The 24923-nt window shown below is 49.7% G+C and carries 24 protein-coding genes; 2 read left to right on the forward strand and 22 right to left on the reverse strand.

Going from position 1 to position 24923, the window contains the following annotated elements:
- The first annotated feature begins 20 nt into the window (after positions 1 to 20).
- A complete protein-coding gene (locus tag DW931_RS13780) occupies positions 21 to 779 on the forward strand; it encodes a tRNA threonylcarbamoyladenosine dehydratase (protein WP_118467410.1) in 759 nt (252 codons plus the stop codon).
- 126 nt (positions 780 to 905) lie between these two features.
- Here the strand turns inward: DW931_RS13780 and mtaB are convergent, their stop codons facing one another.
- Positions 906 to 2222, reverse strand: a complete 1317-nt coding sequence (gene mtaB / locus DW931_RS13785) for a tRNA (N(6)-L-threonylcarbamoyladenosine(37)-C(2))-methylthiotransferase MtaB (RefSeq protein ID WP_118467408.1) — start codon at positions 2220 to 2222, stop codon at positions 906 to 908.
- A gap of 91 nt (positions 2223 to 2313) precedes the next feature.
- Between mtaB and DW931_RS13790 the strand changes: the two genes are divergently transcribed.
- A complete protein-coding gene (locus DW931_RS13790; RefSeq protein ID WP_022359725.1) occupies positions 2314 to 2544 on the forward strand; it encodes an HPr family phosphocarrier protein in 231 nt (76 codons plus the stop codon).
- 210 nt (positions 2545 to 2754) lie between these two features.
- Here the strand turns inward: DW931_RS13790 and thiI are convergent, their stop codons facing one another.
- The 21 genes from thiI to DW931_RS13895 all read right to left on the reverse strand — a co-directional run bounded on the left by thiI (position 2755) and on the right by DW931_RS13895 (position 24918).
- Complete coding sequence (gene thiI, locus DW931_RS13795; RefSeq protein ID WP_117795086.1) at positions 2755 to 3933, reverse strand: tRNA uracil 4-sulfurtransferase ThiI; 1179 nt, start codon at positions 3931 to 3933, stop codon at positions 2755 to 2757.
- Between the two features lie 80 nt (positions 3934 to 4013).
- Entirely contained in the window at positions 4014 to 5168 is a 1155-nt protein-coding gene (locus DW931_RS13800; RefSeq protein ID WP_117795084.1) for a cysteine desulfurase family protein, read from the reverse strand.
- 31 nt (positions 5169 to 5199) lie between these two features.
- On the reverse strand, positions 5200 to 5934 hold the full coding sequence (locus DW931_RS13805) for a 16S rRNA (uracil(1498)-N(3))-methyltransferase (protein ID WP_118467406.1): 735 nt from the start codon (positions 5932 to 5934) through the stop codon (positions 5200 to 5202).
- Between the two features lie 2 nt (positions 5935 to 5936).
- Positions 5937 to 6893: a 50S ribosomal protein L11 methyltransferase gene (gene prmA / locus DW931_RS13810; protein ID WP_118467404.1), complete on the reverse strand. Its 957-nt coding sequence runs from the start codon at positions 6891 to 6893 to the stop codon at positions 5937 to 5939.
- Between the two features lie 132 nt (positions 6894 to 7025).
- Positions 7026 to 7787 carry a TSUP family transporter gene (locus DW931_RS13815; protein WP_107001602.1) on the reverse strand — a complete coding sequence of 254 codons (762 nt, stop codon included), beginning with the start codon at positions 7785 to 7787 and terminating at the stop codon, positions 7026 to 7028.
- Positions 7788 to 7879: 92 nt separating this feature from the next.
- Positions 7880 to 9136 (reverse strand): radical SAM family heme chaperone HemW, encoded by a 1257-nt coding sequence (gene hemW / locus DW931_RS13820; protein ID WP_118467402.1) that lies wholly within the window; start codon positions 9134 to 9136, stop codon positions 7880 to 7882.
- On the reverse strand, positions 9136 to 10950 hold the full coding sequence (gene lepA / locus DW931_RS13825) for a translation elongation factor 4 (RefSeq protein ID WP_118467400.1): 1815 nt from the start codon (positions 10948 to 10950) through the stop codon (positions 9136 to 9138). The genes hemW and lepA overlap by 1 nt, the downstream gene beginning before the upstream one ends.
- A gap of 178 nt (positions 10951 to 11128) precedes the next feature.
- Positions 11129 to 12355: a stage II sporulation protein P gene (gene spoIIP, locus DW931_RS13830; RefSeq protein WP_117795076.1), complete on the reverse strand. Its 1227-nt coding sequence runs from the start codon at positions 12353 to 12355 to the stop codon at positions 11129 to 11131.
- A gap of 88 nt (positions 12356 to 12443) precedes the next feature.
- Positions 12444 to 13445 (reverse strand): GPR endopeptidase, encoded by a 1002-nt coding sequence (gene gpr, locus DW931_RS13835; RefSeq protein WP_107001605.1) that lies wholly within the window; start codon positions 13443 to 13445, stop codon positions 12444 to 12446.
- Between the two features lie 574 nt (positions 13446 to 14019).
- Complete coding sequence (gene yihA, locus DW931_RS13840; protein ID WP_107001606.1) at positions 14020 to 14625, reverse strand: ribosome biogenesis GTP-binding protein YihA/YsxC; 606 nt, start codon at positions 14623 to 14625, stop codon at positions 14020 to 14022.
- A gap of 21 nt (positions 14626 to 14646) precedes the next feature.
- Positions 14647 to 16968 carry an endopeptidase La gene (gene lon / locus DW931_RS13845; RefSeq protein ID WP_118467770.1) on the reverse strand — a complete coding sequence of 774 codons (2322 nt, stop codon included), beginning with the start codon at positions 16966 to 16968 and terminating at the stop codon, positions 14647 to 14649.
- A gap of 141 nt (positions 16969 to 17109) precedes the next feature.
- Positions 17110 to 18408 (reverse strand): ATP-dependent Clp protease ATP-binding subunit ClpX, encoded by a 1299-nt coding sequence (gene clpX, locus DW931_RS13850; protein ID WP_117795072.1) that lies wholly within the window; start codon positions 18406 to 18408, stop codon positions 17110 to 17112.
- 43 nt (positions 18409 to 18451) lie between these two features.
- A complete protein-coding gene (gene clpP / locus DW931_RS13855) occupies positions 18452 to 19033 on the reverse strand; it encodes an ATP-dependent Clp endopeptidase proteolytic subunit ClpP (protein WP_022359226.1) in 582 nt (193 codons plus the stop codon).
- 249 nt (positions 19034 to 19282) lie between these two features.
- On the reverse strand, positions 19283 to 20569 hold the full coding sequence (gene tig, locus DW931_RS13860; protein WP_118481874.1) for a trigger factor: 1287 nt from the start codon (positions 20567 to 20569) through the stop codon (positions 19283 to 19285).
- A gap of 199 nt (positions 20570 to 20768) precedes the next feature.
- On the reverse strand, positions 20769 to 21323 hold the full coding sequence (locus DW931_RS13865) for a DJ-1 family glyoxalase III (protein ID WP_118467396.1): 555 nt from the start codon (positions 21321 to 21323) through the stop codon (positions 20769 to 20771).
- A 127-nt stretch (positions 21324 to 21450) separates the two neighbouring features.
- Positions 21451 to 22134 carry a phosphatase PAP2 family protein gene (locus DW931_RS13870; RefSeq protein ID WP_182435368.1) on the reverse strand — a complete coding sequence of 228 codons (684 nt, stop codon included), beginning with the start codon at positions 22132 to 22134 and terminating at the stop codon, positions 21451 to 21453.
- Positions 22135 to 22166: 32 nt separating this feature from the next.
- The gene (locus DW931_RS13875; protein WP_118467392.1) at positions 22167 to 22640 is read right to left on the reverse strand and encodes a CYTH domain-containing protein; all 474 of its coding nucleotides are present in this window, start codon (positions 22638 to 22640) and stop codon (positions 22167 to 22169) included.
- 36 nt (positions 22641 to 22676) lie between these two features.
- Complete coding sequence (locus tag DW931_RS13880) at positions 22677 to 22955, reverse strand: DUF4160 domain-containing protein (protein ID WP_107001610.1); 279 nt, start codon at positions 22953 to 22955, stop codon at positions 22677 to 22679.
- Positions 22939 to 23211: a hypothetical protein gene (locus tag DW931_RS13885; protein ID WP_107001611.1), complete on the reverse strand. Its 273-nt coding sequence runs from the start codon at positions 23209 to 23211 to the stop codon at positions 22939 to 22941. Before DW931_RS13885 ends, DW931_RS13880 begins: the two co-directional genes overlap by 17 nt.
- A 52-nt stretch (positions 23212 to 23263) precedes the next feature.
- Positions 23264 to 23551, reverse strand: coding sequence for a hypothetical protein (locus DW931_RS13890; RefSeq protein WP_227589388.1), 288 nt, complete (start codon positions 23549 to 23551; stop codon positions 23264 to 23266).
- Positions 23552 to 23925: 374 nt separating this feature from the next.
- Complete coding sequence (locus tag DW931_RS13895; RefSeq protein ID WP_107001612.1) at positions 23926 to 24918, reverse strand: beta-methylgalactoside transporter; 993 nt, start codon at positions 24916 to 24918, stop codon at positions 23926 to 23928.
- Positions 24919 to 24923: the final 5 nt, after the last annotated feature.

The raw sequence follows: 24923 nt of genomic DNA on the forward strand, positions 1-24923 counted from the left end.
ATATTACAAGGGAGTATCATATGTTAAATTCATTTTCCAGAACTGAACTTCTCCTCGGCAGGGATGCCATGGAGCGTTTATCAAAAGCACGCGTTGCCATCTTCGGCATCGGCGGAGTCGGCGGCTATGCGGTGGAGGCCCTCGCGCGCAGCGGCGTCGGCACGCTTGATCTCATCGACGATGACAAGGTCTGCTTAACCAACATCAACCGTCAGATCATCGCAACCACCTCCACCATCGGAAAGTACAAGGTCGATGTCGCTGAGGAACGCATCAAATCCATCAACCCGCATGCGGTTGTCCACACCTACAAGACATTCTACATGCCGGATACCGCGAAGGAATTTGATTTTTCCCAGTATGACTACGTGATCGACGCAATCGACACCGTAACGGGAAAACTGATGCTGGTAGAACAGGCAGAGGCAAGCCACACGCCGATCATCAGCTCGATGGGTGCCGGAAACAAGCTGGATCCGGCTGCCTTTGAGGTAACTGACATTTATAAGACTTCCGTCTGCCCGCTCGCGAAGGTCATGCGGCGTGAGCTAAAAAAACGCGGAATCAAGAAACTGAAAGTGGTTTATTCGAAAGAGAAACCGTTGACTCCGGGCGATGATATGGCAATCTCCTGCCGTTCCCACTGTGTCTGCCCGCCGGGAACCGCCCGTAAATGTACCGACAGACGGCAGATTCCGGGTAGTATCTCGTTTGTACCATCAGTAGTGGGACTGATTATTGCCGGGGAGGTTATTAAGGATCTCGTCGGGGTTCATTGATTGCTTACTGGTTAATTTATTAAGTCGATATATTCTATTTATGTCATTTTTTGAAATTTTATATGTATGTAAAAAACCAATGAATCCCATCTTGGGGGTATCATTGGTTTTTTCGTTTACGGTCTTCTATTCACTTTCCAGTAAAAGCACCTCTTCATTCAGTGCCTTCGTGAAGATTCCCTTCACCGTCTTATTTTTCAATCCTTCTTCGTATGGCACGGCACCTTTGACATACTGGCGGGTGTGTCCCATCATGTATTTGGTTCCGTCAATCTCGATTGGTTCTTCGAGAAGGATTTCTTCTTCGGTTCCGAGGAAGCGCCCGCGGTATTCTAAGGACTGCTGTTTTTCCAGTGCCAGCAGGATATCGCTGCGGACGGATTTGATTCCTTCTGGTACCTGATCCGGCATATCGGCGGCGCGGGTGCCTGCGCGGCGGGAGTATTTGAATATATGCATTTCATAGAAATGGATCGCTTTTAAGAAGCGTTCTGTTTCGGCAAATTCTTCTCCGGTCTCGCCCGGGAATCCTACGATGACATCGGTCGTGATCGCCGGATTGTCAAATTCTTCCCGCAGAATTTCACAGCACGCCTGATATTCAGCAGCGTTGTAGCGGCGGTTCATGCGCTTTAAAGTCGCGTCACAGCCACTCTGGAGTGACAGATGGAAGTGCGGGCAGATGGTCCGCAGCCTCGCCAGCTCTTTGGCAAATTCGCGGGTTACGATACGTGGTTCAAGAGAACCTAGGCGCAGGCGCTCAATGCCCGGAATCTGGTCGAGACGTTTGATTAAAGTCAGCAGATTTTCTTGCTGCTCATCCTTGAAATCGACACCATAGGAGCTTAAATGGATACCGGTCAAGACAATTTCCTTGTATCCGGCTTCCGCAATCCCGCGCACCTCGTGCTCGATGTCCTCCGGGCGGCGGCTGCGGACGCGTCCTCTCGTATATGGTATAATACAATAGCTGCAAAACTGGTTGCAGCCGTCCTGTACCTTGATAAAGGCACGCGTATGGTCAGCAATCCGGCGGATATGGAGTTCTTCGTATTCCTGTGAATGTCCGATATCCAGAATCTCACCGCTGTTTTCATGATCTGCAAAATAATCATCCAGGATCTGTACCAGATCTTTTTTCTGGTTATTGCCAACGATCAGATCGACCGCCTCATCTTTTTTCAGCTCCGCGCCTGCTGCCTGCACATAACAGCCGACCGCCACAACAGCCGCCGACGGGTTCATTTTCTTTGCCCGGTGCAGCATCTGGCGCGATTTCCGGTCGGCAACATTCGTCACGGAACACGTGTTGATAATATAAACATCCGCTCCTTCCCGGAACGGCACAATCTCATATCCTGCATCCTCTAAGAGCTGCTGCATGGCTTCCGTCTCATATGAGTTCACCTTGCAGCCCAGATTGTGGAATGCCGCTTTTCTCATTTTTATCTCCTTTAAATTGAATCCTCTCTTGACTTTTGTCAGATTACTTTGTAGTATAAAAGTATTATTGTAGATAGAGGAGGTTTTTTTCATGAAAACAGTTCGTATTTCTTTAAACTCGATCGATAAAGTTAAATCCTTCGTCAACGACTTAGCGAAGTTCGACGTAGATTTTGACCTTGTTTCCGGACGTTATGTGATTGACGCTAAATCCATCATGGGTATCTTCAGTCTGGATCTGTCTAAACCGATCGATTTAAACATCCATTCTGAGAACCAGATCGATGAGATCTTAACGACACTGGCTCCGTACATTGTATAGCAACCATTAGAACGATCGAGATGGTTCTGTTTGAAACGAAAAAAACCGCTGTTAAGCAACTCGCTTTGCAGCGGTTCTTTTTTTCATAGAGAACTGCGTCCTATGAAAAAACACTCCGCGAGGATGCGCACTCGCGCGAAGCAAAAAACTGTCGCAAGCGACCGCGCGAGACGCCCGAATGTGCCAAGGCACATTCTTTTTTATATATGACTAGCACCGGATAACCTCAACCGTATCGATCGCCTCTTTTACCAGCGCATCTATCTTCTCTTCCAGATTGCGCTCGGATTTTTCAATCAGGTGCAGGACCGGCTTGGTAACCGGATGTTTGGCTACGAAGATGGTGCAGCAATCTTCATACGGCTCGATCGATGTCTCGTAGGTACCAATTTTCAGGGAAATATCGACGATATCCTGTTTGTCGAAACCGATCAGCGGGCGGAATACCGGAAGTGTGCAGACTGCATTGGTAACCGCCAGGGAATGAACCGTCTGGGATGCTACCTGACCGATGCTCTCGCCGGTGATGAGTCCGAGACAGTCGTCTTTCTTCGCCAGCTCTTCCGCAATCTTCATCATGTAGCGGCGCATGATAATCGTCAGCTCCTCATGCGGGCACTGCTCGTAGATGTAGAGCTGGATGTCTGTGAAATTGACTACGTTTAACTTGATCGGACCTGCGTATTTTGCTACCTGTTTTGCCAGATCGACTACTTTCTGTTTTGCGCGGTCGCTGGTGTATGGCGGTGCATGGAAATAGGTTGCCTCAATAGTAACGCCGCGTTTTGCGATCATGTATCCGGCTACCGGGCTATCAATACCGCCGGATAAAAGCAGCATCGCGCGTCCATTGGTTCCGACCGGCATACCGCCCGGTCCCGGAATCACCAGAGAGTATACGTTGATACGTTTTGCACGCAGTTCCACATTTAAAAGAACATCCGGATTGTGTACGTCTACCTTTGTCTCCGGGAATGCGTCCAGGATGACCTCACCGAGATCGCGGTTGACTTCCTCGGAGGTATGCGGATACTGTTTGTTTGCACGGCGGGTGTTTACCTTGAACGTAAAGTGTTTATCTGGGTATGCTTTGTCCACATACTCAACAATCTTCGCTTTCAGGTCGTCATAGCCGTTGTCCTCTAACTGGACCATCGGACAGATCGCCGCAATACCGAATACCTTTTTCAGTGCGTCGATGACCTCATCGTAATCAAATTCTTCCGCTGCGGTCGCATAGATACGCCCTGCCTCCTTGGTTACAGTAAATTTTCCATCGAGACGTTTTAACGAGTGATGGATGTGGGACACCAGCGCGTCCTCGAATACATAGCGGTTTTTACCTTTCAGGCCGATCTCCGCATATTTAATCAAAAATGTATGAAACATGGAATTTCCTTTCTACAGCAGGCTGTCATTCTTCTGCTTTCCCGCAAAAAAACTGAACAGCCATTCTTTAAACAGCCATTTTATTTCATCTGGTAACGGCGAAGTACCGGAAGCAGCTCTCCCAGAACGCCGATCGCATAGTCTACTTCTTCCTCGGTATTCAGATCACCCAGACTGAACCGGATCGTCGAATCGAGAAGTTCTTTTTTCACGCCGATTCCCTTTAAAGTACCGCTGATGCCCGGATGATTGGACGAGCAGGCGGAACCGGACGATACATAAACCCCTTTGTCCTCCAGCGCATGGAGAAGTACCTCGCTGCGGACGCCCTCAAAGCTGGCGCTGACGATCTGCGGCGCGTTGGTGCGGTCCTCACTGCCGTTGATGGTGACGCCGCCGAGCGGTTTCAATCCCGCAATCAGGTGCTCCCGGAGTGTATACAGCTTTTCGATGCGTGCATCAAAATCTTTGTACGCCTCGCGTGCTGCCACGCCGAGTCCGACACACCCCGGCACATTTTCCGTACCGGAACGCATGCCCTTCTGCTGGCCGCCGCCAAACAGAATCGGGCGGATCTTGACACCGTCGCGGATATAGAGGAATCCGACGCCCTTCGGCGCATGGATCTTGTGTCCGCTGACGGAAAGCAGGTCAATTCCCTGTTTTTTCGGACGGATCTTATATTTTCCATATGCCTGGATCGCATCGACATGGAACAATGTCTTCGGATTTTTCTTCTTGATGCACTGGCTGATCGCCTCGATCGGCTCTACTGCTCCGACCTCGTTATTGACGTACATCACAGACACCAGGATCGTGTCCTCGCGGATAGCTTTTTCCAGATCCTCCAGAGAAATATGTCCCAGATGATCGACCGGAAGATAGGTCACCTCAAAGCCCATCTCCTCCAGAAATGACATCGTATTGTAGATCGACGGATGTTCCACACCGGTCGTGATAAGGTGTTTTCCGGCTCTGCGATTTGCCAGCGCCGTGCCGATCAGCGCCGTATTGTTCGACTCTGTTCCGCCGGAAGTAAAGAGAATCTCCTTCTCCTGCACTTTCAGTGTATCCGCGATCGCCTTCTTTGCCTCGCGAATCAAATTTTCTGCTTCCACACCTTTTCTGTGCTTCGCCGCCGCGTTTCCGTAGTTGACACACATTGCATCAACGACTGCATCCTTTACGCAGTCCAGCACCTTGGTGGTCGCTGAATTATCAAAATAGGCTTCCATTTTTATCTCTATCTCCTTTGTAATTTTCCAATTACACTTCCAACTGCAGCATCAGTGCCGACAGCATACACAAGCCTGCCGTCTCCGTCCGCAAAATTCTCTTTCCAAGCGTTACGATCTCCGCCCCGTTTTCCCTGGCAAGCTCGACTTCTTCGTCCTCAAAACCGCCCTCCGGACCGATGAAAACGGCGATATCCGTACCCGGCTTGACCGACGCCAGCAGTTCCCTCGTTTTCCGGATGCCGTCCGCCGACTCATATGGCAGAAGAACCATATCGTACCCGGCTACCTCTTTGACCGCCTCTTTGTAGGTCATAAGCGGCGCCACCTCCGGGATAAGGCTGCGCTTGGACTGCTTCGCGGCGCTCTCAGAAACCGCATTCCAGCGTTTTCTCTTCGCGTCCGCTTTTTTCGCATCCAGCTTGACAACCGAGCGCTTCATGCTGACCGGAACCACCCGGTATGCCCCCAGCTCCACCGCCTTCTGGATGATCAGTTCCATCTTATCGCCCTTCGGAAGCCCCTGGAACAGGTGAATCCGCGCCGGAAGCTCTTTGTTTTCCCATTCTTCCAGAATCTTTGCCGAAACATACTCTGGTTCCAGTTCTTCCACGCGGCAGAAATAGTCGCCGCCCTCACGGCTGCTGATCAGGATCTCCTCGCCCGGCTTCATCCGCAGAACATTGCGGATATGGTTGACATCCGCGCCCTCAATCCGGATTTCTTCCGCCCCAATCTGGTGCGGTTCCACAAAAAAATGGTACATGATTATTTCTTCCTCGCTGTGACAGAAACCCACTCGCCCTGATGGGTAATCTCTACAATCTCAAAGGCATCGTTCGCCTCAAATGCCGCCTTGACTGCCTCTTCCTTCATATCAATGATACCCGATGTAATGAAGATACCATTTTTCTTAATATGAACCGGGAGCTCTTTCTGCAGCATGATGATAACGTCTGCCAGGATGTTGGCAACCGCAATGTCGTAATACTCGTATTTTACCTCGTCCTGCACTGTTTTATCGTCGATGATGTTGCCCTGTACAACCTTGAACTGCTCCGGTGCAATTCCGTTTGCTTCCAGATTCTCGCCAACGGCTGTGATCGCATTTTCATCCAGATCCGTTCCAAATACGTGTTTTGCGCCCAGTTTTAACGCCGTGATACCTAAGATACCGCTTCCGGTTCCGACATCAAGCACCTCTGAATCCGGTGTCACGTATTTCTCGAGCTGGCGGATGCAAAGCTGCGTTGTCTCATGCATGCCCGTACCAAACGCCGTACCCGGATCGATCTGAATCAGCAGCTTGTCTTTGTGCTCCTCCGGCACTGTCTCCCAGGTCGGCTTGATAAGGATGTGATCGACCGTAAACGGTTTGAAATACTGTTTCCAGTTGTTGATCCAGTCCTTATCCTCCGTCTCGGATTCTGCAAACGTGCAGGCGCCCAGATCGGTAAACGGCTTCAATTCTTCCAGCGCCTCTTTGACTTTCGCCATCATCGCCGGGATATCATCATCCTCATCGAGATAAAAACTTACCTTCGCCACGCCCTCATCCGGCGGAAGCTCCGGCAGAATGTCGATGAACATTCCCTTCGTCTCTTTCTCGGTCAGCGGGATATTGTCCTCAATCTCAATGCCCTCGATGCCGAGTTCATCCAATGTGTAGCTGATGAGATCCACCGCCTCTGTGGTGGTCGTCAGCGTAAATTTCTTCCATTTCATGTTCGTTACCTCTCTTTATTGAAACGACTTATCATCCAAACATTCACATTTCATCACGCAGCTATTTTTGCATCATTTTCACTGTAAATGTATCAAACGGCTGAATCCGCCTAATCGTTCTAATTTTCTTTTCTAATTTCCCAATAAAATCTTCACAAACAGGATCGCCAGCACCACCAGAATCAGCGGGCGCACGATCTTCTGTCCATTTCCCAATACCAGGCCGGAACCGATATAATTTCCTAAAATACTGCAGATCGCCGCAGCCAGTCCCAGCGTGTAAATGATCTTGCCGTGAATCACAAATGTGACAAACGCCGCCACATTAGACGAAAGATTGATCGCCTTTGTCGTACCCGCCGCCTCTTTCATCGTATAGCGCGCCGCTCCTGTGAGCACCAGCAGCAGGAAAGTTCCAGTTCCCGGTCCGTAAAAACCATCATAAATACCGATGATCAGCGCGGATGCCAGCGCAATCAGGAATGATTTCCGCTCCGGCAGGGTGCCCGCCAGCGAATCATCGCCCATTTTCTTATTCCGCATAACATAAAATGCAACAATCGGAAGAATCACGATCATCATATACTGTAAAATCTTATCGCTGACTAACAGAGTCAGGTTCGAACCGATCGAAGAACCGATCAGCGCCGCCACGATAAACCAGACCACCTTCTTAAACTGTATGTAACCGTTTTTGGCAAACCGCCCGGTCGCGATTGCCGTTCCCATCATGGAACTCATTTTGTTGGTTCCGAGCGCCATATGGGTCGGAACCCCGGCGATCAGGTACGCCGGAAGTGAAATCAATCCGCCTCCCCCTGCGATCGCATCCACAAAGCCTGCCAGAAATACCATCGGGCAGACGATTATAAACTGCAGTATCGTGCAATCCATGCTACATCCTCCAAAATTTTCATGCGCGCCCAAATTCCTCCTGCCGTCGCAAAACAGAAATCAAAAAGCACTCTGGGCGTACATTTCTATTCTTATTGCAAAAACTCCGCCAGTGCATAGGTACTGACGTCTAAACCATATTCCGTCAGGCGGATATGGCTATCTGTCTGGACCGCTGCTTCCAACAATCCTTCTTTCAAAAGCCTCTCGATCACCTCACCGTACACCGCTTCCATCGCCACGCCAAACCGGCGTTCAAACTCTGCCGTCCGGACGCCGCCGGTCAGCCGCAGCCCCAGAAACATAAATTCTTCCATCCGCTCCTGACGGCTCAGTTCGTGTATTTCCTCATACTGCGCGCCCGCTGCCAGTTCTTCTTTCGTAAACACCAGATAACGGTTCAAATCCGCCGTCACCTGAAAGCGTTTCCCGCCCACCAGCGAGGATGCCCCCAGACCAAGCCCCAGATACTCCACACCGATCCAGTAACCGATGTTGTGGCGGCAGGCATAGCCCGGTCTGGCATAATTGGAAATCTCATACCGCTCATAGCCCAGCTTCGCCAGTGTTGTTTTCGTGTGGTGGTACATATTCCGGTCTGTCTCCTCATCCGGCAGACATTTGCAGCCTTCATACTTCGTCTGTAAACGCTTTGGCATAGAGGCGTAATCGCCGTATTTTTCCAGATCCGCGCACATCTCCCCGTACTCTTCATATAACGGCGTGCCTTCTTCCACAATCAGGCTGTATGCGGAAATATGTTCCGGTTCAAGGTCGCAGACGAACCGCAGAGTCTCCTGCCAGCTCTCCTCCGACTGTCCCGGAAGCGCCGACATCAGATCGACATTGATATTGTCAAATCCAGCGTCCCGCGCAGCACGAAAACTCTGTAAAAACTGCTCCCGCGTATGAATCCGCCCTAAAAGCCGCAATTCCTCCTCCGAAGCCGACTGCAGCCCCAGACTCAGGCGGTTGACCCCTGCATTCCGGTAACCGGCTGCCGAATCCGGCGTCAATGTCCCCGGATTCGCCTCCATCGTGATCTCCGCATCCGGCTCTACCCGAAAGACCTGCCGGACGGCTGCCAGAATCCGCTCAATCGCCGATGGTGGAAGCAGGGACGGCGTTCCGCCGCCGATAAAGATCGTCTCCACCGTCCGCCCTGTCAGGTTTAGCCGCAGCGCCGCATTTTCAGGACACTGCCCTGCATCCTCTTCCGGAATGCTTTCAATCTCCAGGATCAGCTGATCCACATATTTTTCCCGCACGCACGCATCGGACGCAAACGAAAGAAAATCACAGTAACGGCATTTGCGGACGCAGAACGGGATGTGTATATATAATTCCATTATTCCTCGTCCAGCTTCAGGACGCTCATAAATGCCTTCTGCGGAATCTCTACGTTTCCGATCTGACGCATACGTTTCTTTCCTTCCTTCTGCTTCTCCAGAAGTTTTCTCTTTCGGGAAATATCGCCGCCGTAGCATTTTGCCAGAACGTCCTTCCGCATTGCCTTGACCGTCTCGCGGGCAATGATCTTTCCACCGACCGCCGCCTGGATTGGAATCTCAAATAAATGACGCGGAATCTCATCCTTGAGCTTCTCGCACATTTTTCTGCCGCGATCATATGCCGAACCTTCGAATACGATGAAAGAGAGCGCGTCCACTTCCTCGCGGTTGACGAGAATATCCAGTTTTACCAGCTTGGATTCCTCGTAGCCCTTTAACTCATAATCAAACGACGCGTAACCGCGGGAGCGCGATTTCAATGCATCGAAGAAATCATAAATAATCTCATTTAACGGAAGTTCATATTTCAGCAGCGCACGACTCGCCTCAATATACTCCATTCCCAGGTAAACGCCGCGGCGCTCCTGGCACAGCGTCATGATCGCACCGACAAACTCGGTCGTAACCATGATCTCCGCCGACACGATCGGCTCTTCCATATAGGCAATCTCGGACGGATCCGGCAGGTTTGACGGGTTCGTCAGCTCAATCATATCGCCGTTCGTCTTGTGCACCCGGTATACAACGCCCGGCGCCGTTGTCACAAGATCCAGATTGTACTCGCGTTCCAGGCGTTCCTGGATAATATCCAGATGAAGAAGCCCCAGGAAACCACACCGGAAACCAAAGCCCAGCGCTACCGATGTCTCTGGCTCAAAATAGAGCGCTGCATCGTTGAGCTGCAATTTTTCCAGTGCATCCCGCAAATCCGGATATTTCGCACCGTCCGCCGGATAAAGACCGCAGTATACCATCGGCGTTACCTTCTTGTAACCCGGAAGCGGCTCTGCGCATGGGTTGTCCAGATCGGTGATCGTATCGCCCACGCGGGTATCCTGCACATTTTTAATACTGGCAGTCACATAACCAACCATACCGGCTGAAAGCTCTTCGCACGGAATAAACTGACCTGCGCCAAAATATCCGACCTCCACAACCTCGGCAGCCGCTCCGGTCGCCATCATTTTCATGCGTGTGCCTTTTTTGATCGTACCGTTCTTCACACGGCAGAATACGATAACGCCCTTGTAAGAATCATACAGAGAGTCGAAAATAAGCGCCTGCAGCGATGCCTCCGGATCGCCCGCCGGTGCCGGGATCTTCTGCACGATCTCCTCCAGAACTGCCTCGACATTTAAGCCGGTCTTCGCAGAAATGCGCGGTGCATCTGACGCCTCCAGACCGATCACATCCTCGATCTCCGCTGCCACGCGCTCCGGATCCGCACTCGGCAGATCGATCTTATTTAACACCGGAATGACCTCCAGATCATGATCCAGCGCCAGATATACATTCGCCAGCGTCTGCGCCTCGATTCCCTGTGCCGCATCCACAACCAGAATCGCGCCGTCGCACGCCGCCAGGCTTCGGGAAACCTCGTAGTTAAAGTCCACATGTCCAGGCGTGTCGATTAGATTAAAAATGTACTCCTGACCGTCTTTCGCCTTATATACCGTGCGGACTGCCTGCGACTTGATGGTAATACCTCTCTCCCGCTCCAGATCCATGTTATCAAGCACCTGCGCCTGCATCTCACGGCTCGTTAAAAGTCCCGTCATCTCAATAATACGATCTGCCAGCGTTGATTTGCCGTGATCGATATGTGCAATGATGCAGAAATTTCTGATTTTGCTCTGATCTATAATTGCCATCCGTTCATTCCTCTCTCTGTATCACTTTGTTTGGCAGCAACATGTTTGCTGCGATATCTTATTTTTTATTTAAAATCATCTTTTATAATAAATAACACCTGATCTAAATGAATATACCATTTTTTCAGGTACGCCGCAAGTCCTGAAATAGAAAAAGCCTTGACTAAAAGCCTTGCCATTAGCCTGTCAGCACCTGATCCAGAAGCTGCGCCAGCGGATCCATCGCATTGACCGCCTCTTCATATGTATTCGTCTGTGCTCCGACTTCGATCAACGCCGAGCGCGGGCGTAGATGCAGATTGTAACGAAGCCCCTTTAAATAAATCGTCCGCGTAAACCCAGGATATATCTGATCGGCATTCCACTTCATCTGAAAACTGAACGCCAGATTTTCCTTCCGGCAGGGATTTGCCAGATACTCGATCGGTCCGTCCGGCGTCTCGCTGGTACCGTTGAAAAACATGATCTGTGCCGTTGGTTTCCCTTCTATCTGCGTGACTAGATGCGTCTGCTCGCTGACACCGTCCCGGTGCACATCTAAAATCACCTGAATCGACGGGTATTTCTGCAAAAGGTTCGTGACACCCTCGCAGGCATATGTATAGGCACGGCTCCGGTCTAGATGCCCCGACTTCATATCATAGGCAGTTGTATCGTGCCAGACCTGATATCCTTTCGCCCGCAGCCGTTTTGCCAGCTCTTCCCCCAGAGACACCACCGCTCCCTTTCCGTCGCTTCCCGCATAATCTCTATAATTTTCCTGCGAATGGGTATGATAAATCAAGATCTGTGGTCCGTCCGCCTCGTCCTTCCTGATTGTCAGATCCATCGATAAAAATGTCTCTGCGTTCATCAGGCTCCGGTCAATCGATGCCGTCGGGTGGATTGTAAAAAAATGCTGGATCAGATAATCATAATCTTCCAGCTTTTTCCGCAGACGCGGGCTGTCCACCAGTGCGGCAGGATTTGCCCTCTCTGTCTTTTCTCCATTCTTTCCAGCACTATACAGCCTCTCTTCGTCTGTCTCTCCGCCGCCCTGTCTCCCACTTCCATGAACAAGCCCGTTCCATTTTCCAAGTAAAGTTCCATCCACCAGCCTACTCCCGGAAAACTGTGCCAGGAAATCCATATACTCCTGCCGGACTTCCTGTTCTTCCAGATATTTATAATAGGACGGATCGGCTTCTCCCTGCGTCTGTTTCTTCCACCCGGCAAGTCTATGCCTTTTCCCCTCCTCCGAATCTGGTATATCCCGCAAATTAGTCCCCCAGACCGGATACCAGGACCTTACCACCGCATTCTGCACAGCTGTCCAGATGAATGCACGCATCTTCCAGCCGACTGTCAGCAAAAACAGAACCATCAGGAGCCCGGCTGCCCTCTGCCACCACCGCACCGCATTCATCTCCCTTCTTTCCTGTTCTATCCTATGCGATTAGCAAAGTGTAGTTTCCTGTTTGGTTCTGTTTTTCAATCTGGCATTTTTTTCAGTGTTATCTTTCTTCCTCCAGCCGTTCCACTGCCCGCCGGATCCCCTCGGCGATTGCTGCGCTCAGCTTGCAGATACGCTCGTCCATGTCCTGCGGGGTCACAAACATCGCTCCAAATTCAGGTTCCAGAAGTTCCCGGATCAGCTCATACTGGCTGTCCGAATCCAGTTCCCGGATGTATTCACCGAACCGGCTGCCCTCTTTTGAGGCGGTTAGTGTCCGCACTAACGCATTGACCGTCCCGTGAACGATCGCCGCCGCGCCCACAACCGTCGGAACGCCGATCGCGATTACCGGCACGCCGAGATTTTCCCGCGTCATTCCCCGGCGGTGGTTGCCGACGCCGGAACCCGGATGAATTCCTGTATCCGTCAGCTGAATGGTGCTTGCCAGACGGTGGACGTTTCGCGCCGCCAGCGCGTCGACCGCGATCACCAGATCCGGGCGGCTCTCCCGCACGACGCCGCGGACAATTTCTGCCGTCTCCATCCCTGTCTGTGCCATCACCCCCGGATGGATACCGCTGAGAACCGGATGCACCGTCCGCCCCGCTTTCTCAGCCGTATAGAGGTATGTGCCATTTCTTCTGCCTGGCTCCGTCCGCAGATGGCGGTTCATCGAAAGCCCATCCACCACGCGCGGTCCCAGCGAATCCGGCGTCACCTGCCGGTTTCCCAGTCCCGCTACCAGAATCGAAAGTCCGGCCATGGTTGAAGCACAGTTTTTCCGGATCAGGGACGCCAGCTGCCGTCCTAACTCCCCGGCAGCCGCCTCACAGTATACATCCTCTGTCTCCGACAGACCCGGATCTTCCATCGTCAGGTAGGTTCCCATCGGCTTTCCCATTGATTCCGCACCTTTTTCGTTCAAAATCGAGACTTCCGTCATCCGGATCGAACTGCCATGACAGCGCCATTCCCGCAGCGCCACACCGCCGATTTCGCCCCCATTCCCCTCAAAACTTTCTCTCTCCTCCAACGCCAGATCCGTCCGATTTTCAAACATGGCTGCTCCCTTCTATCTCACAACTCAATCACAACCCGCACCACCATAAGGCTTAAATTCCATCCTATCACTTTTTACTTCAAGATAGCCTTATTATTTTTCTCAATTCGTAACTGTTCAGTACCTTCACAGTCACGCGCAAAAATCCATTAAAACGCAGTAAATGCGCAGACCTACTGAACAGTTACCTCAATTTTTATATTTTCCAGAAATATATATTTTATTCTCTCAAAAAAACCTAACGCTTTTTTGTTTCATAGGACGCAATTTCCTGTGAAACAAAAAACTGCGCCACCCAGCCCAGATATTTGACATCGCCCGCAAGGATAGGCGCCGCCTGATATCCGGTCAGATACCGCAGTTTATACGTTTATTTTTCGAATTTTTCTAAAACTCTATTCTATTTCTCGCCGTCCGCACTCTCCACCGGCGTTACTGTTCACACACGTGTGCTCAGCAACGGGATTTTGCCGATGCTACGCATTCCAAATCGGCAAAATCTGCTGCCGGAACTGTATCGTACGGAATTTTCAGTTCAGAAAATTCCTACCTGTGAACAGTTACCCACCGGCATCTATTCCCCCGGATGTTCCACCTTCCAGATCTCCGTCTCCAGATAGTTCCAGATCTCTTCTCTGCCCTGTTTTGTCTCGGCGGAGAACGGAATCATCATCACTTCGGTGCCGACTCCCAGACCTGTTCTGAGAATCTTTAACTGTTTCTGGAGCTGGCTGCGCTTGATCTTGTCAGCCTTGGTCGCAATCAGGATCGGCTGGAAGCCCTGGGAAACGATCCAGTCGTACATGAGTTTGTCGTTTGAAGACGGCTCATGACGGATATCAATCAGCAGGAAGACGCAGCGAAGCATCTGCGATTTGTGCAGATAATTCTCAATCATCTTGCCCCACTTTGCCTTGACCTCAACGCTCGCGCGCGCGTAGCCGTAGCCTGGCAGATCGACGTAGTAAAACGCGTCGTTGATATGGTAAAAATTGATCGTCTGGGTCTTGCCCGGCTGCGAGGATGTTCTCGCATAGGATCGGCGGTTCATCAGCGCATTGATCAGGGACGATTTGCCGACGTTTGATTTGCCTGCAAACGCGAATTCAGGCTGTGTATTTGCCGGCAGCTTACTGGTGATACCGCAGACGGTTTCCAGATTTACATCTTTTATAATCATATTTTTTCTCCTACTAAACCGCTATTTCTCCGGTACAAATGCCTCTCGGATGACTTCGTTCATCTCCTTGATGTATACGATCTCCATTCCTTTCGTGATTTCCTTCGAAAGTTCCTTGACATCCGGCTGATTTTTCGCCGGTACCAGTACCTTTTCCACCTGCGCCATGCGGGCTGCGAGCAGTTTTTCTTTCAGACCGCCGATCATCAGCACATGACCGCGCAGCGTTACCTCGCCGGTCATCGCCACACGCGGCAGTACCTTCCGTCCTGTCACCGCCGACAGCATCGCCGTTGCCATCGTGATTCCGGCCGATGGACCATCCTTCGGCACCGCGCCCTCCGGGATATGCAGGTGAATATCGTGTTTCTCGAAATAGTTCTCCTTCACGCCGTAATCAGATGCAACCGAACGCACATAGGTCAGTGCAATCTGCGCCGACTCCTTCATAACATCGCCCATCTGACCCGTCATCTGCAGCACGCCTTTGCCCGGCATGACATTGACCTCGATCTGCAGTGTATCGCCGCCGACGCTCGTCCACGCCAGACCGCGCACGATACCGACCTGTGCCTCATTTCCGGCTGCATCGAAGAAGACTTTCTCGCGTCCCAGATAATGATCCAGATTCCGCTCTGTCACGCGGATCGACGGTTTCTTCTTCTCCAGCACCTCTCTGGCTGCCTTGCGGCAGATATCGCCAACCCGGCGCTCCAGATTCCTGACTCCAGCTTCCCTGGTGTAGCTGTGAATCATTTTCTCCAGCGCCGAACCCGTGATATTTAACTGTTCCTTCGAAAGGCCATTCTTCTCCAACTGTTTCGGAATCAGATAGTCTTTTGCAATGTGATATTTTTCATTTTCCGTGTAACTATTGACTTCAATCAGCTCCATACGGTCCAGCAGCGGTCCAGGGATCGTCTGCGTTGTATTCGCCGTCGCGATAAATAATACCTCCGACAGGTCAATCGGGATCTCCACATAATGGTCGCGGAATTTCACATTCTGCTCGCTGTCCAGCACCTCTAAGAGCGCCGAGGATGTATCTCCCTTATAATCGCTGCTGACTTTGTCGATCTCATCCAGCAGCATCAGCGGATTGGCAACCCCTGCCTGCTTGAGCCCTTCCACGATGCGTCCCGGCATCGCGCCGACGTAGGTCTTTCTGTGACCGCGGATCTCCGCCTCGTCGCGCACGCCGCCCAGGCTGATGCGGACATATTTGCGTCCCATCGCCTTCGCAATCGAGCGGGCGATCGAAGTTTTACCGGTTCCAGGCGGTCCCACCAGGCAAAGGATCGGGCTGGTGCCCTTCTTCGTCAGGATGCGGACTGCCAGGTATTCCAGCACGCGCTCTTTGACCTTTTCCAGACCATAATGGTCGGCTTCCAGAATCTCTTCCGCATGCTTCAGGCTCGCGTTATCCTTCGTCATTTTGTTCCACGGCAGTTCCAGCACCGTTTCCAGATATGTCCGGATCACATTCGCATCCTGGCTGCCAGCCGGCATATTCTGGAAACGGTTGATCTCCTTGCGGATCCGCTCCTTTACTTCCACGCTGGCTTTGATCTTCTTCAACTGTTCCTTCATCTCGTCCGCATCAGAAACCGGATTTTCCTCTCCCAGCTCCTCCCGGATCACACGCAGCTGCTCCCGCAGAATATAATCACGCTGATTTTTATCCAGCGCCGCCTTTACCTTCGTCTGAAACTCGCGTTTCACGCGGTAAACCTCTAATTCCGTCAGCAGAAGCTGCAGCTCTGTCTCATACATCTCCGTCAGCGTCCGGCATTCCAGTACCGACTGGCGCGCTTCATAGTTCCACGGGAACTGGGCTGATATCTGGTTCATTAATTCGGTCAGATCTGGCTGTGCGATCAACGGACTTAATACTTCACGTCCCGCTGCCACATTTAATTTTCCGTATTCTTCCAGCTTTTCTTTCAGGATCCGGAGCATCGCCTCTTTCTGAATCGTGTCCAGATCGTCCTCGACCGGATCCAGAATCTCCACGATCGCAGTGCAGCATGCCTCGCCCTTCTCCATCTCCAGAAGCTCGGCTCTCTCCTGCCCTTCCACCGTGACGCGCACCATGCCGCCCGGCATCTTGACAAGCTGTTTCACGTAGCCAATCGTTCCTACCTGAAAAATCCCGTCAATATCCGGGATCACCTCATCCGGCTGCTTCTGCGTCGCCAGAAATACTCGCTGATCGCCCACCATCGCCTGCTCCACCGCCGCGATGGATTTATCCCGGATGATATCGAAATTTACCGTCATCTGCGGCAGCACGGTCAGTCCGCGCAGCGCGATCATCGGCATTGTCAGTTTCTTATCTTCCATAACACCTTTATCTTTCTTAATCAAACGTATCGTTATTTCCTGTGAAAAGAAAAACAGGGGTCTGCCTATGGCAGTTCGCCATCTCACAGACCCCATTAACAGCCGCCATTCTCAAGCTGCTGCATTTATTTTCCTTTACATTTACGCAATCTCGCCGGTTCTGTCTTTCTTAGAACGTCCTGTAAAAGACTTGCGGGGCACCGTATTGTCGCGATATACCAGCTCCGGCGCACTCTTTCCCTCGACTACGTCTTTGGTAATCGTGCAGATGCCGATCGTGGAATCGGACGGAATCTCATACATGGTATCCATCATCAGGGACTCCATGATAGAACGAAGTCCTCTGGCTCCCGTCTTTCTCTCGACTGCCATGTGGGCGATCGCCATCAGCGCATCATCCGTGAACTCCAGCTTCACGCCGTCCAGATCGAGAAGCGCCTGATACTGCTTGATCAGTGCATTCTTCGGCTCTCTTAAAATGCGGACCAGCGCCTCCTCATTGAGCGTCTGGAGCGATACCGTGATTGGCACACGACCGATAAACTCCGGAATCAGACCAAACTTCGTCAGATCCTGCGGCATTACCTGTTTCAGAAGCTCATCGATATCCTGATGCTTGCGATCCACAATATCGGAGTTAAATCCGATGGAACCGGCACCTAAACGGCTGTCGATGATCTTCTCCAGACCGTCAAATGCACCGCCGCAGATGAACAGGATGTTGGTCGTATCGATCTGAATCAGTTCCTGCTGCGGATGCTTTCTGCCGCCCTGCGGCGGAACACTGGCAATGGTTCCTTCCAGAATCTTTAAAAGCGCCTGCTGTACACCCTCGCCCGATACATCGCGGGTGATAGATACATTTTCAGACTTCTTCGTAATTTTATCAATCTCATCAATATAAATGATGCCGTACTCTGCCTTGCTGACGTCGTAATCAGCCGCCTGGATGATCTTCAAGAGAATGTTCTCTACATCCTCGCCGACATATCCAGCCTCGGTCAGAGTGGTCGCATCCGCGATGGCAAACGGTACATTTAAGATCTTCGCCAGCGTCTGCGCCAGGTATGTCTTACCGGAACCGGTCGGTCCGAGCATCAGGATGTTGCTCTTCTGAAGCTCTACATCCTGCGTGGACTTGGACATAACTCTCTTGTAATGGTTATAAACCGCTACGGAGAGCACCTTCTTGGCGTCGTCCTGTCCGATGACATACTCATCGAGAAATTCTTTGATTTCCTTCGGCTTCAGCAGGTTGATTCCGCTGAAATCCGGTCCTTTTTCCTGATCGGCAAATTCCTCTTCCAGAATCTCCGAGCAGAGTTCGATACAGTCATCGCAGATATATACATTATCTGTGCCAGCGATCAGTTTTCTAACCTGATCCTGTGTCTTGCCGCAAAATGAGCAGCGTATTTTGTCGTCTGTTCTGCCTGGCATACTTCCACCTTGTTCCTTTCTATTATTCCATCCAGAAATCTAATTAGTGGTTGGTAATGACACAATCAATCAGACCATACTCTTTCGCCTGCTCTGCTGTCATGTAATTATCACGCTCTGTATCACGCACGATCACGTCATACGGCTGGCCTGTATTGGCTGCCAGAATCTCATTTAATTTCTTCTTGGTACGAAGAATATTCTCCGCTACGATCTGGATCTCGGTTGCCTGTCCTCTCGCGCCGCCGGATGGCTGGTGAATCATCACTTCTGCGTTCGGAAGTGCATATCTCTTTCCTTTGGTACCGCCGGAAAGCAGGAATGCGCCCATGCTGGCTGCCATACCCAGACAGATGGTAGATACATCACATTTGATATAATTCATCGTGTCATAGATCGCCATACCTGCGGTAACAGAACCGCCCGGGCTGTTGATATATAAGCTGATATCCTTATTCGGATCCTCTGCCTCCAGAAACAGAAGCTGTGCTACAACCAGGCTGGCTGTCACATCATTTACTTCCTCTCCCAGGAAAATGATACGATCTTTAAGCAAACGGGAGTAAATGTCATACGTCCGCTCGCCGCGGCTGGTGGATTCAAGGACATAAGGTACTAAACTCATGATTCTTCCTCCTATAATTGAGAATGAATGTTTATGGCAAAAATTGTTATAGTTCACACGCGTGCAAACTGTAACAGGATTTTGCTGATGCTTCGCATTACAAATCAGCAAAATCTGCTGCTACTATGTTATCGCACGGCACTTTCGGTTCCAAAAGTGCCTGCCTGTGAACAGTAATACAAAATTCTATGATGCCTTAGGACACCATAGAATTCTGCCTTATTTCAGTATTCGCTTTTATCGGTTTGATTAAGCAAGCTTTGCCTGCTCTACCAGTAAATCGATCGCTGCCTGAACTTTCAGGTCCTCACGGATCTGCTCTTTCTCGCGCTCACCCATCATTTCTTTCAGCTTAGCGCCTTCCAGTTTGTAGGATGCTGCGATCTCGTTGATCTGCTCGTCAAGCTTCTCATCGGAAACTTCTACGTTCTCAACTTCAACTACTTTCTCAAGAACCAGTCTGGTCTTGATTCTCTTCTCTGCTTCCGGACGCATCTGCTCCATCAGCTTCTCCGGTGTCATGCCGGTATATTTCATGTAATCGTTGATGTTTAAGCCCTGGCTCTGCAGACGACGAGCGTAATTCTCTACCATCTCTCTTGCCTGAGTGTCAACCATCGGCTGCGGCAGTTCCATCTGAGCATTCTCAATTACTTTCTCGATTACGTTGTTCTCGTTCTCTACTTTAGCATCCTGCTCTTTCTTCTCCTGCAGTTTCTTGCGGATGTCTGCTTTGTACTCATCCAGAGTATCGAAATCAGATACTTCGCTTGCGAACTCATCGTTCAGCTCCGGAAGCTCGTTTCTCTTAACTTCTTTGATGGTTACAACGAACTTAGCCGGTTTGCCAGCCAGCTCATCTGCATGGTACTCAGCCGGGAAAGTAACGTTTACGTCACAGGTCTCGCCTTTTTTCTTGCCGATTAACTGATCCTCAAAGCCCTCGATGAAGGAATGGGAACCGATTACCAGCGGATAATCTGTACCAGCGCCGCCGTCAAATGTCTTGTCATCAATGTAGCCGGTGAAGTCGATGATCGTGTTGTCGCCGTCCTCGATTGCGCCGTCTTCTACGTCGATCAGTCTGCCGTTTTTCTTACGTGCTGCAGTCAGCTCGTTCTCTACATCCTCGTCTGTCACAACAGCTTCTGCCTTCTTAACTTCTACGCCTTTGTACTCGCCCAGAGTTACTTCTGGTTTCAGAGCTACGGTTGCCTCGTAGATGAATGCCTTACCTTTTTCGATCTGAGTTACTTTGATCTCCGGAGTGGAAACAATCTCTTCCTTGCTCTCCTCTGCTGCCTTCGGATAAGATGCGTCGATCACTTCGTTTGCTGCATCCTCATAGAAAATGCCAGCGCCATACATCTTCTCCAGCATAGCTAACGGTGCTTTACCTTTACGGAATCCCGGGATGCTGAATTTGTTTTTGTTCTTGTTGTACGCATTTTTGATTGCTGCATCAAACTCTTCAGCCGGAACTTCGATGGTCAGCTTTGCCATGTTCTTCTCTAATTTTTCTACCTGTAAACTCATTTTAAGGGGTCCTCCTTGCTTCTATATGTGAACCGCCATTCTACCGGGCGTTACACTTCAAGATAGCATTATAGCATATCTGCGTGCTAAATACTAGCGGAAAATATAATTTTGCGTTCACTTTTTGCGGGTTTATGAGTGGTTTTAGGTGGGTTTTATGCCATTTTTGATGTATTTTCTGTGTGTTTTTTAGTTGAAACTACACCTGGTCATACTGAATTGAATCTTTGACCTGTAATGCTACCGGGCGATCGACTAAGAGCGATGCCAGCTCAATTCCCAGATCCAGCGCATATCCAAGTCCACGCGCCGTTGTGATATTGCCGTCCGTCACAACGCCCGCACCCGTCAGCTTCGCACCGGTCAGGGCATCCTCAAAGCCCGGATAGCAGGTTGCCTTCCTGTCCTTCAAAAGCCCCAGCTGCCCCAGAATGCTCGGAGCCGCACAGATCGCTGCCAGGCGCTTTCCAGCAGCATCTGACTGCACCAGTGCATCGCAGAGCGGTTTGCACGCCATCAGATTTTTCGTTCCCGGCATACCGCCCGGAAGGAACAGAAGATCCGCTTTCATCGGATCAATCTCATGCAGCAGGGTGTCTGCATGAATGCCAAATCCATGTGCGCCCTTCACCTCTTTTTTACCCGTAATCGAAACCAGTTTTACCTTCACACCCGCGCGGATCAGCACGTCTGCCGTCGCCAGACATTCCACTTCTTCCAGTCCATCTGCTAAAAATGCGTATACTACAGCCATGATTATTTCCTCCTGTTCTTTATTTTTATAAGACTTTTTATATTAATTTTTTTATTTTCCACAAAGTAATCATTTTTTCTTTTTAGATATCAGAAAATCATTGCAACTGTTCAATTCGTTCACTTTTTTATTCTTCATGAACCGCATTCGTTGTTTTTCCAGCTTTTCCTTTTGAAAATGCCTTTACTAGCACCCACACATTCACTGCCTCGTCAAGAATCAGGCTCAAAATCCAGCCACAGAGCACATCGACCAGCGAATGCTGTTTGATGAACATGGTTGAAAGACAAATCAGAATCGTGACAATCCACGAAAGTGTACGGATCGGTTTCTTGTTCCGCACACTTGCCGCGTGGCAGATCGTCAGATGCACCGCCACAGTGCTCGATACATGGATCGACGGGCAGACATTGTTCGGCGGATCCACCCTCCGCAGAAACCGCACAATCTGCGCGCAGAAATTCTGTGATGTGATCTCCTGCCGCAGATTTAAACCGTTTGGTGCCAGCAGGTAGACAAATAAGCAAAAGGTTGCTCCTGCAAACATCACAAAACAAAGCCGCAGATATGCCTCCCGATCCTTGATCATAAAATAAAGCATAAACACCGGCACCCACGCGTACCACAGAAAATACGGCAGTACAAACCATTCATTAAACGGTATCAGGTCATCGACCGCACAGTGTATAATATGAACATCCGATGGTTCATGCAGCTCCAGCAGAAAAAATCCTGACAGAAACACCAGCATATAGAGTCCTGCCAGACAGTAGCGGTGCGTTTTGATCCAATTCATTACTTGTTTTATCATTAATAATATACCTTTGTATTGTTCTTTCGTTTTTATTCTTTCGTTTTTAATACCAGGTTTTCCGCCAGCGCCAGACGGCTGTTCTGGTACTCGCCCGTAAACGTCACCTCGCGCCCGAACCATTCCGGCGGCACAAAGGCATGTGCGGCTTCCTCACTTGGAAATTCAACCTCCGCCAGCTTCAATCCCTCATATTCACCTAAAAAAATGTCCAGCTCAATCGTGTACTCCGTTCCTTCCATCGGAATCAGATAACGCTTTTTCGTCAGAATCCTGCCGTCAGCCTTCGAGCGGAGATGCTCATAGGATTCCTTCGTCAGCGGCAGATTGTATTCCTCCCGCGCCATCAGTCCTTTGGATTTGTAGGTCAGATAATAGGTGTCATCCTCCTGACGGACACGCACAACCGGGGCAGTGCTTAGATATGCCTGCTCGATCTGGTGGAAGGGGTATCCGGCTATATCAAATGGAATGTGACTAATTAAATATTTGCGTTCGATTTCCATAAAATTAGTTGTCCTTTTTATATTTCTTAAAAAGTCTTAACAAAAGTACCGTATTTCTCCAAAATGAGAAAGCCATTTTTCTATAATTTCTTCACTGTTGGCCTCTATCACCCGAATCATACTGTTCAAAATTTGGGCTGATATTTTGGAAGAATTGTGGCTGAGCAATGCCTTGCCCGTACTGGTTATCCACACTTTTGTCGCATTTGAAGTTGCTCTTCCCTCTGCAATATGGACATGCACCGGTTCCAGCGGCTCATTTTCATTCGACCAAAAATATACAATATATGGTCCAATCCTAAAAATTTGCGGCACTCAGAATTCCTCCCTCTTGTGAAAACTCCATAATCAAGTGTGCATTTTCCCGAATCAGTTTCTTGAAATAACTCATTTCCATATCTGAATAACCATTTATATTCTCCCACTTGTAATCTGGCAAATAGCATATCGCATTGTGAAATCCATCTTTTTCATCGGGTGTTTCTATATAAACTTTAACCCTGCCATCTGCCCGCATTTCAGAATGGGTAATTTCCGTATCATCATTTAAGGTCATAAATGGGTACATCATCTTTCTTCCTCCTCTCATTTATCCTCAAAACAGTTTTAACCACGGCTGCTTTCTACTTATTCAGCATCCCCATCACCACAACCACCACAAACAGTACCACCATCACGCCGATAAAAATATCCATCGTCCGCACAGAGACATGCACATGGTCATAGATGCGCTCTTTGATGGTCTTTTCTTTCATGAGTTCCAGCTCCCGGCGGAGCTTTTCATTCTCCGCTTCCAGTTCCTCCAGAGTTTTATCTGCCGTCTCCTCTGCCGCTTCTTTCGCCGTCTCCAGTTTTTCGCTCACTGTTTCTTTTATCGTCTCATTCTTTTCCAGCATTTCGTTTTCGCTCATCCTTGTTCCTTTCAGAATATGGCTTGTTTTCTCTGCTGCTCACTCTGAAACAGCCTCTTCTCTTATTATATCCATAAAAATAAGTTCAGGCAATCCAAAAATATTTTTCCGTCACTGTCAAAGCAAGCGCTGGCACGCCATCTCGTCCACCATCCCCCTGCCGATTACAACTTTTCAGATTTATACAAGAAAAAATCCTGCCCGGCAGTTTATATAATAGAAGATTCCAACGGATTATCCTATTATAAAAAACTCCCCCGCCATGCATCCATGGAGAGGGAGTTTCTGATTTCTTTTCGAACTTATATTTATGTACGGTTTCAGACGACTTTTCATATGGTACATACATTCTCGTCAGAACACAGTTAATCTTATTACTTCTTCGCAATATACTTACGGATATCCAGCGCAATCGCAACAACGATAACGATACCCTGTGCAATATACTGATAGTTCGGGTCGATGCCGAGGAACTGTAAGCAGGTCTTTAAGAACTCGAATACAAGTACACCGATGATAACACCGGAGATACGTCCGATACCACCGTTTACAGATACACCACCGATGGTACAAGCTGCAATAGCCTCCAGCTCGTAACCGTTACCGGTATTTACACCGGCACCACCAGATTTAGCTCCCAGAAGGAAACCTGCGATAGCATACAGTGCAGTAGCTGTTACATAGATGATGATCTTGGTTTTCTTAACATTTACACCAGCAACCTCTGCTGCTGCCTCGTTGCCGCCGATTGCATACATATATTTACCATGGCGGGTGTAGTTAAATACGAACCACATGATCGCGCCGATGACAAATGCAATGATGAACAGGTACGGAATACCGAAGAAGTTACCATTTGCAATGATGGTATACTCCTGACGATAACCGCCTAACGGAACGGATTTTGTGTAAACCAGGTTGATACCGTATACGATCATCTGCATACCCAGGGTACCGATGAAAGCCGGTACATTCAGGTAAGCAACTACGATACCATTGATAAGACCAAATACACAGCAGATAGCAATACAGATAAGGAGAATCAGCCATACGTTCTGCTCGCCAAATCCTTTGGTAAGTTCAAAATGTCCGCTGTAATCACTCTTCTGGAGCAGAGTACCTGCCAGGCAGGCAGAAAGTCCAACCAGACGTCCTGCAGAAAGGTCGGTACCTTTCGTAATCAGACAGCCGGATACGCCGACTGCGATGATGAAACGGCATGCTACGTTGATGGAAATGTTGCTAAAGTTGCTACGGCTGAAGAAGTTCTGTTTTGTTACACCAACAAAGAGAACCATCAACAGGATCAGAATAACGATACCGTTATTGATCAATATATCTTTTACATTCAGTTGTTTCTTATCCATTCTCT

This window comes from Clostridium sp. AM43-3BH, assembly GCF_003479985.1.
GTDB lineage: Bacteria > Bacillota > Clostridia > Lachnospirales > Lachnospiraceae > Otoolea > Otoolea fessa.

Coding starts and splice junctions, on each gene's coding strand:
- DW931_RS13885 (WP_107001611.1), bottom strand. CDS start 23,211: ATGATGTACCCATTTATGACCTTAAATGATGATACGGAAATTACCCAT.
- DW931_RS13895 (WP_107001612.1), bottom strand. CDS start 24,918: ATGGATAAGAAACAACTGAATGTAAAAGATATATTGATCAATAACGGT.
- gpr (WP_107001605.1), bottom strand. CDS start 13,445: ATGTTTGAAAATCGGACGGATCTGGCGTTGGAGGAGAGAGAAAGTTTT.
- DW931_RS13805 (WP_118467406.1), bottom strand. CDS start 5,934: ATGTACCATTTTTTTGTGGAACCGCACCAGATTGGGGCGGAAGAAATC.
- clpP (WP_022359226.1), bottom strand. CDS start 19,033: ATGAGTTTAGTACCTTATGTCCTTGAATCCACCAGCCGCGGCGAGCGG.
- lon (WP_118467770.1), bottom strand. CDS start 16,968: ATGGAAGATAAGAAACTGACAATGCCGATGATCGCGCTGCGCGGACTG.
- DW931_RS13875 (WP_118467392.1), bottom strand. CDS start 22,640: ATGGAAATCGAACGCAAATATTTAATTAGTCACATTCCATTTGATATA.
- DW931_RS13815 (WP_107001602.1), bottom strand. CDS start 7,787: ATGGATTGCACGATACTGCAGTTTATAATCGTCTGCCCGATGGTATTT.
- DW931_RS13870 (WP_182435368.1), bottom strand. CDS start 22,134: ATGATAAAACAAGTAATGAATTGGATCAAAACGCACCGCTACTGTCTG.
- yihA (WP_107001606.1), bottom strand. CDS start 14,625: ATGATTATAAAAGATGTAAATCTGGAAACCGTCTGCGGTATCACCAGT.
- tig (WP_118481874.1), bottom strand. CDS start 20,569: ATGAGTTTACAGGTAGAAAAATTAGAGAAGAACATGGCAAAGCTGACC.
- DW931_RS13890 (WP_227589388.1), bottom strand. CDS start 23,551: ATGAGCGAAAACGAAATGCTGGAAAAGAATGAGACGATAAAAGAAACA.
- clpX (WP_117795072.1), bottom strand. CDS start 18,408: ATGCCAGGCAGAACAGACGACAAAATACGCTGCTCATTTTGCGGCAAG.
- DW931_RS13780 (WP_118467410.1), top strand. CDS start 21: ATGTTAAATTCATTTTCCAGAACTGAACTTCTCCTCGGCAGGGATGCC.
- DW931_RS13800 (WP_117795084.1), bottom strand. CDS start 5,168: ATGGAAGCCTATTTTGATAATTCAGCGACCACCAAGGTGCTGGACTGC.
- thiI (WP_117795086.1), bottom strand. CDS start 3,933: ATGTTTCATACATTTTTGATTAAATATGCGGAGATCGGCCTGAAAGGT.
- spoIIP (WP_117795076.1), bottom strand. CDS start 12,355: ATGAATGCGGTGCGGTGGTGGCAGAGGGCAGCCGGGCTCCTGATGGTT.
- DW931_RS13865 (WP_118467396.1), bottom strand. CDS start 21,323: ATGGCTGTAGTATACGCATTTTTAGCAGATGGACTGGAAGAAGTGGAA.
- mtaB (WP_118467408.1), bottom strand. CDS start 2,222: ATGAGAAAAGCGGCATTCCACAATCTGGGCTGCAAGGTGAACTCATAT.
- prmA (WP_118467404.1), bottom strand. CDS start 6,893: ATGAAATGGAAGAAATTTACGCTGACGACCACCACAGAGGCGGTGGAT.
- DW931_RS13790 (WP_022359725.1), top strand. CDS start 2,314: ATGAAAACAGTTCGTATTTCTTTAAACTCGATCGATAAAGTTAAATCC.
- lepA (WP_118467400.1), bottom strand. CDS start 10,950: ATGGCAATTATAGATCAGAGCAAAATCAGAAATTTCTGCATCATTGCA.
- hemW (WP_118467402.1), bottom strand. CDS start 9,136: ATGGAATTATATATACACATCCCGTTCTGCGTCCGCAAATGCCGTTAC.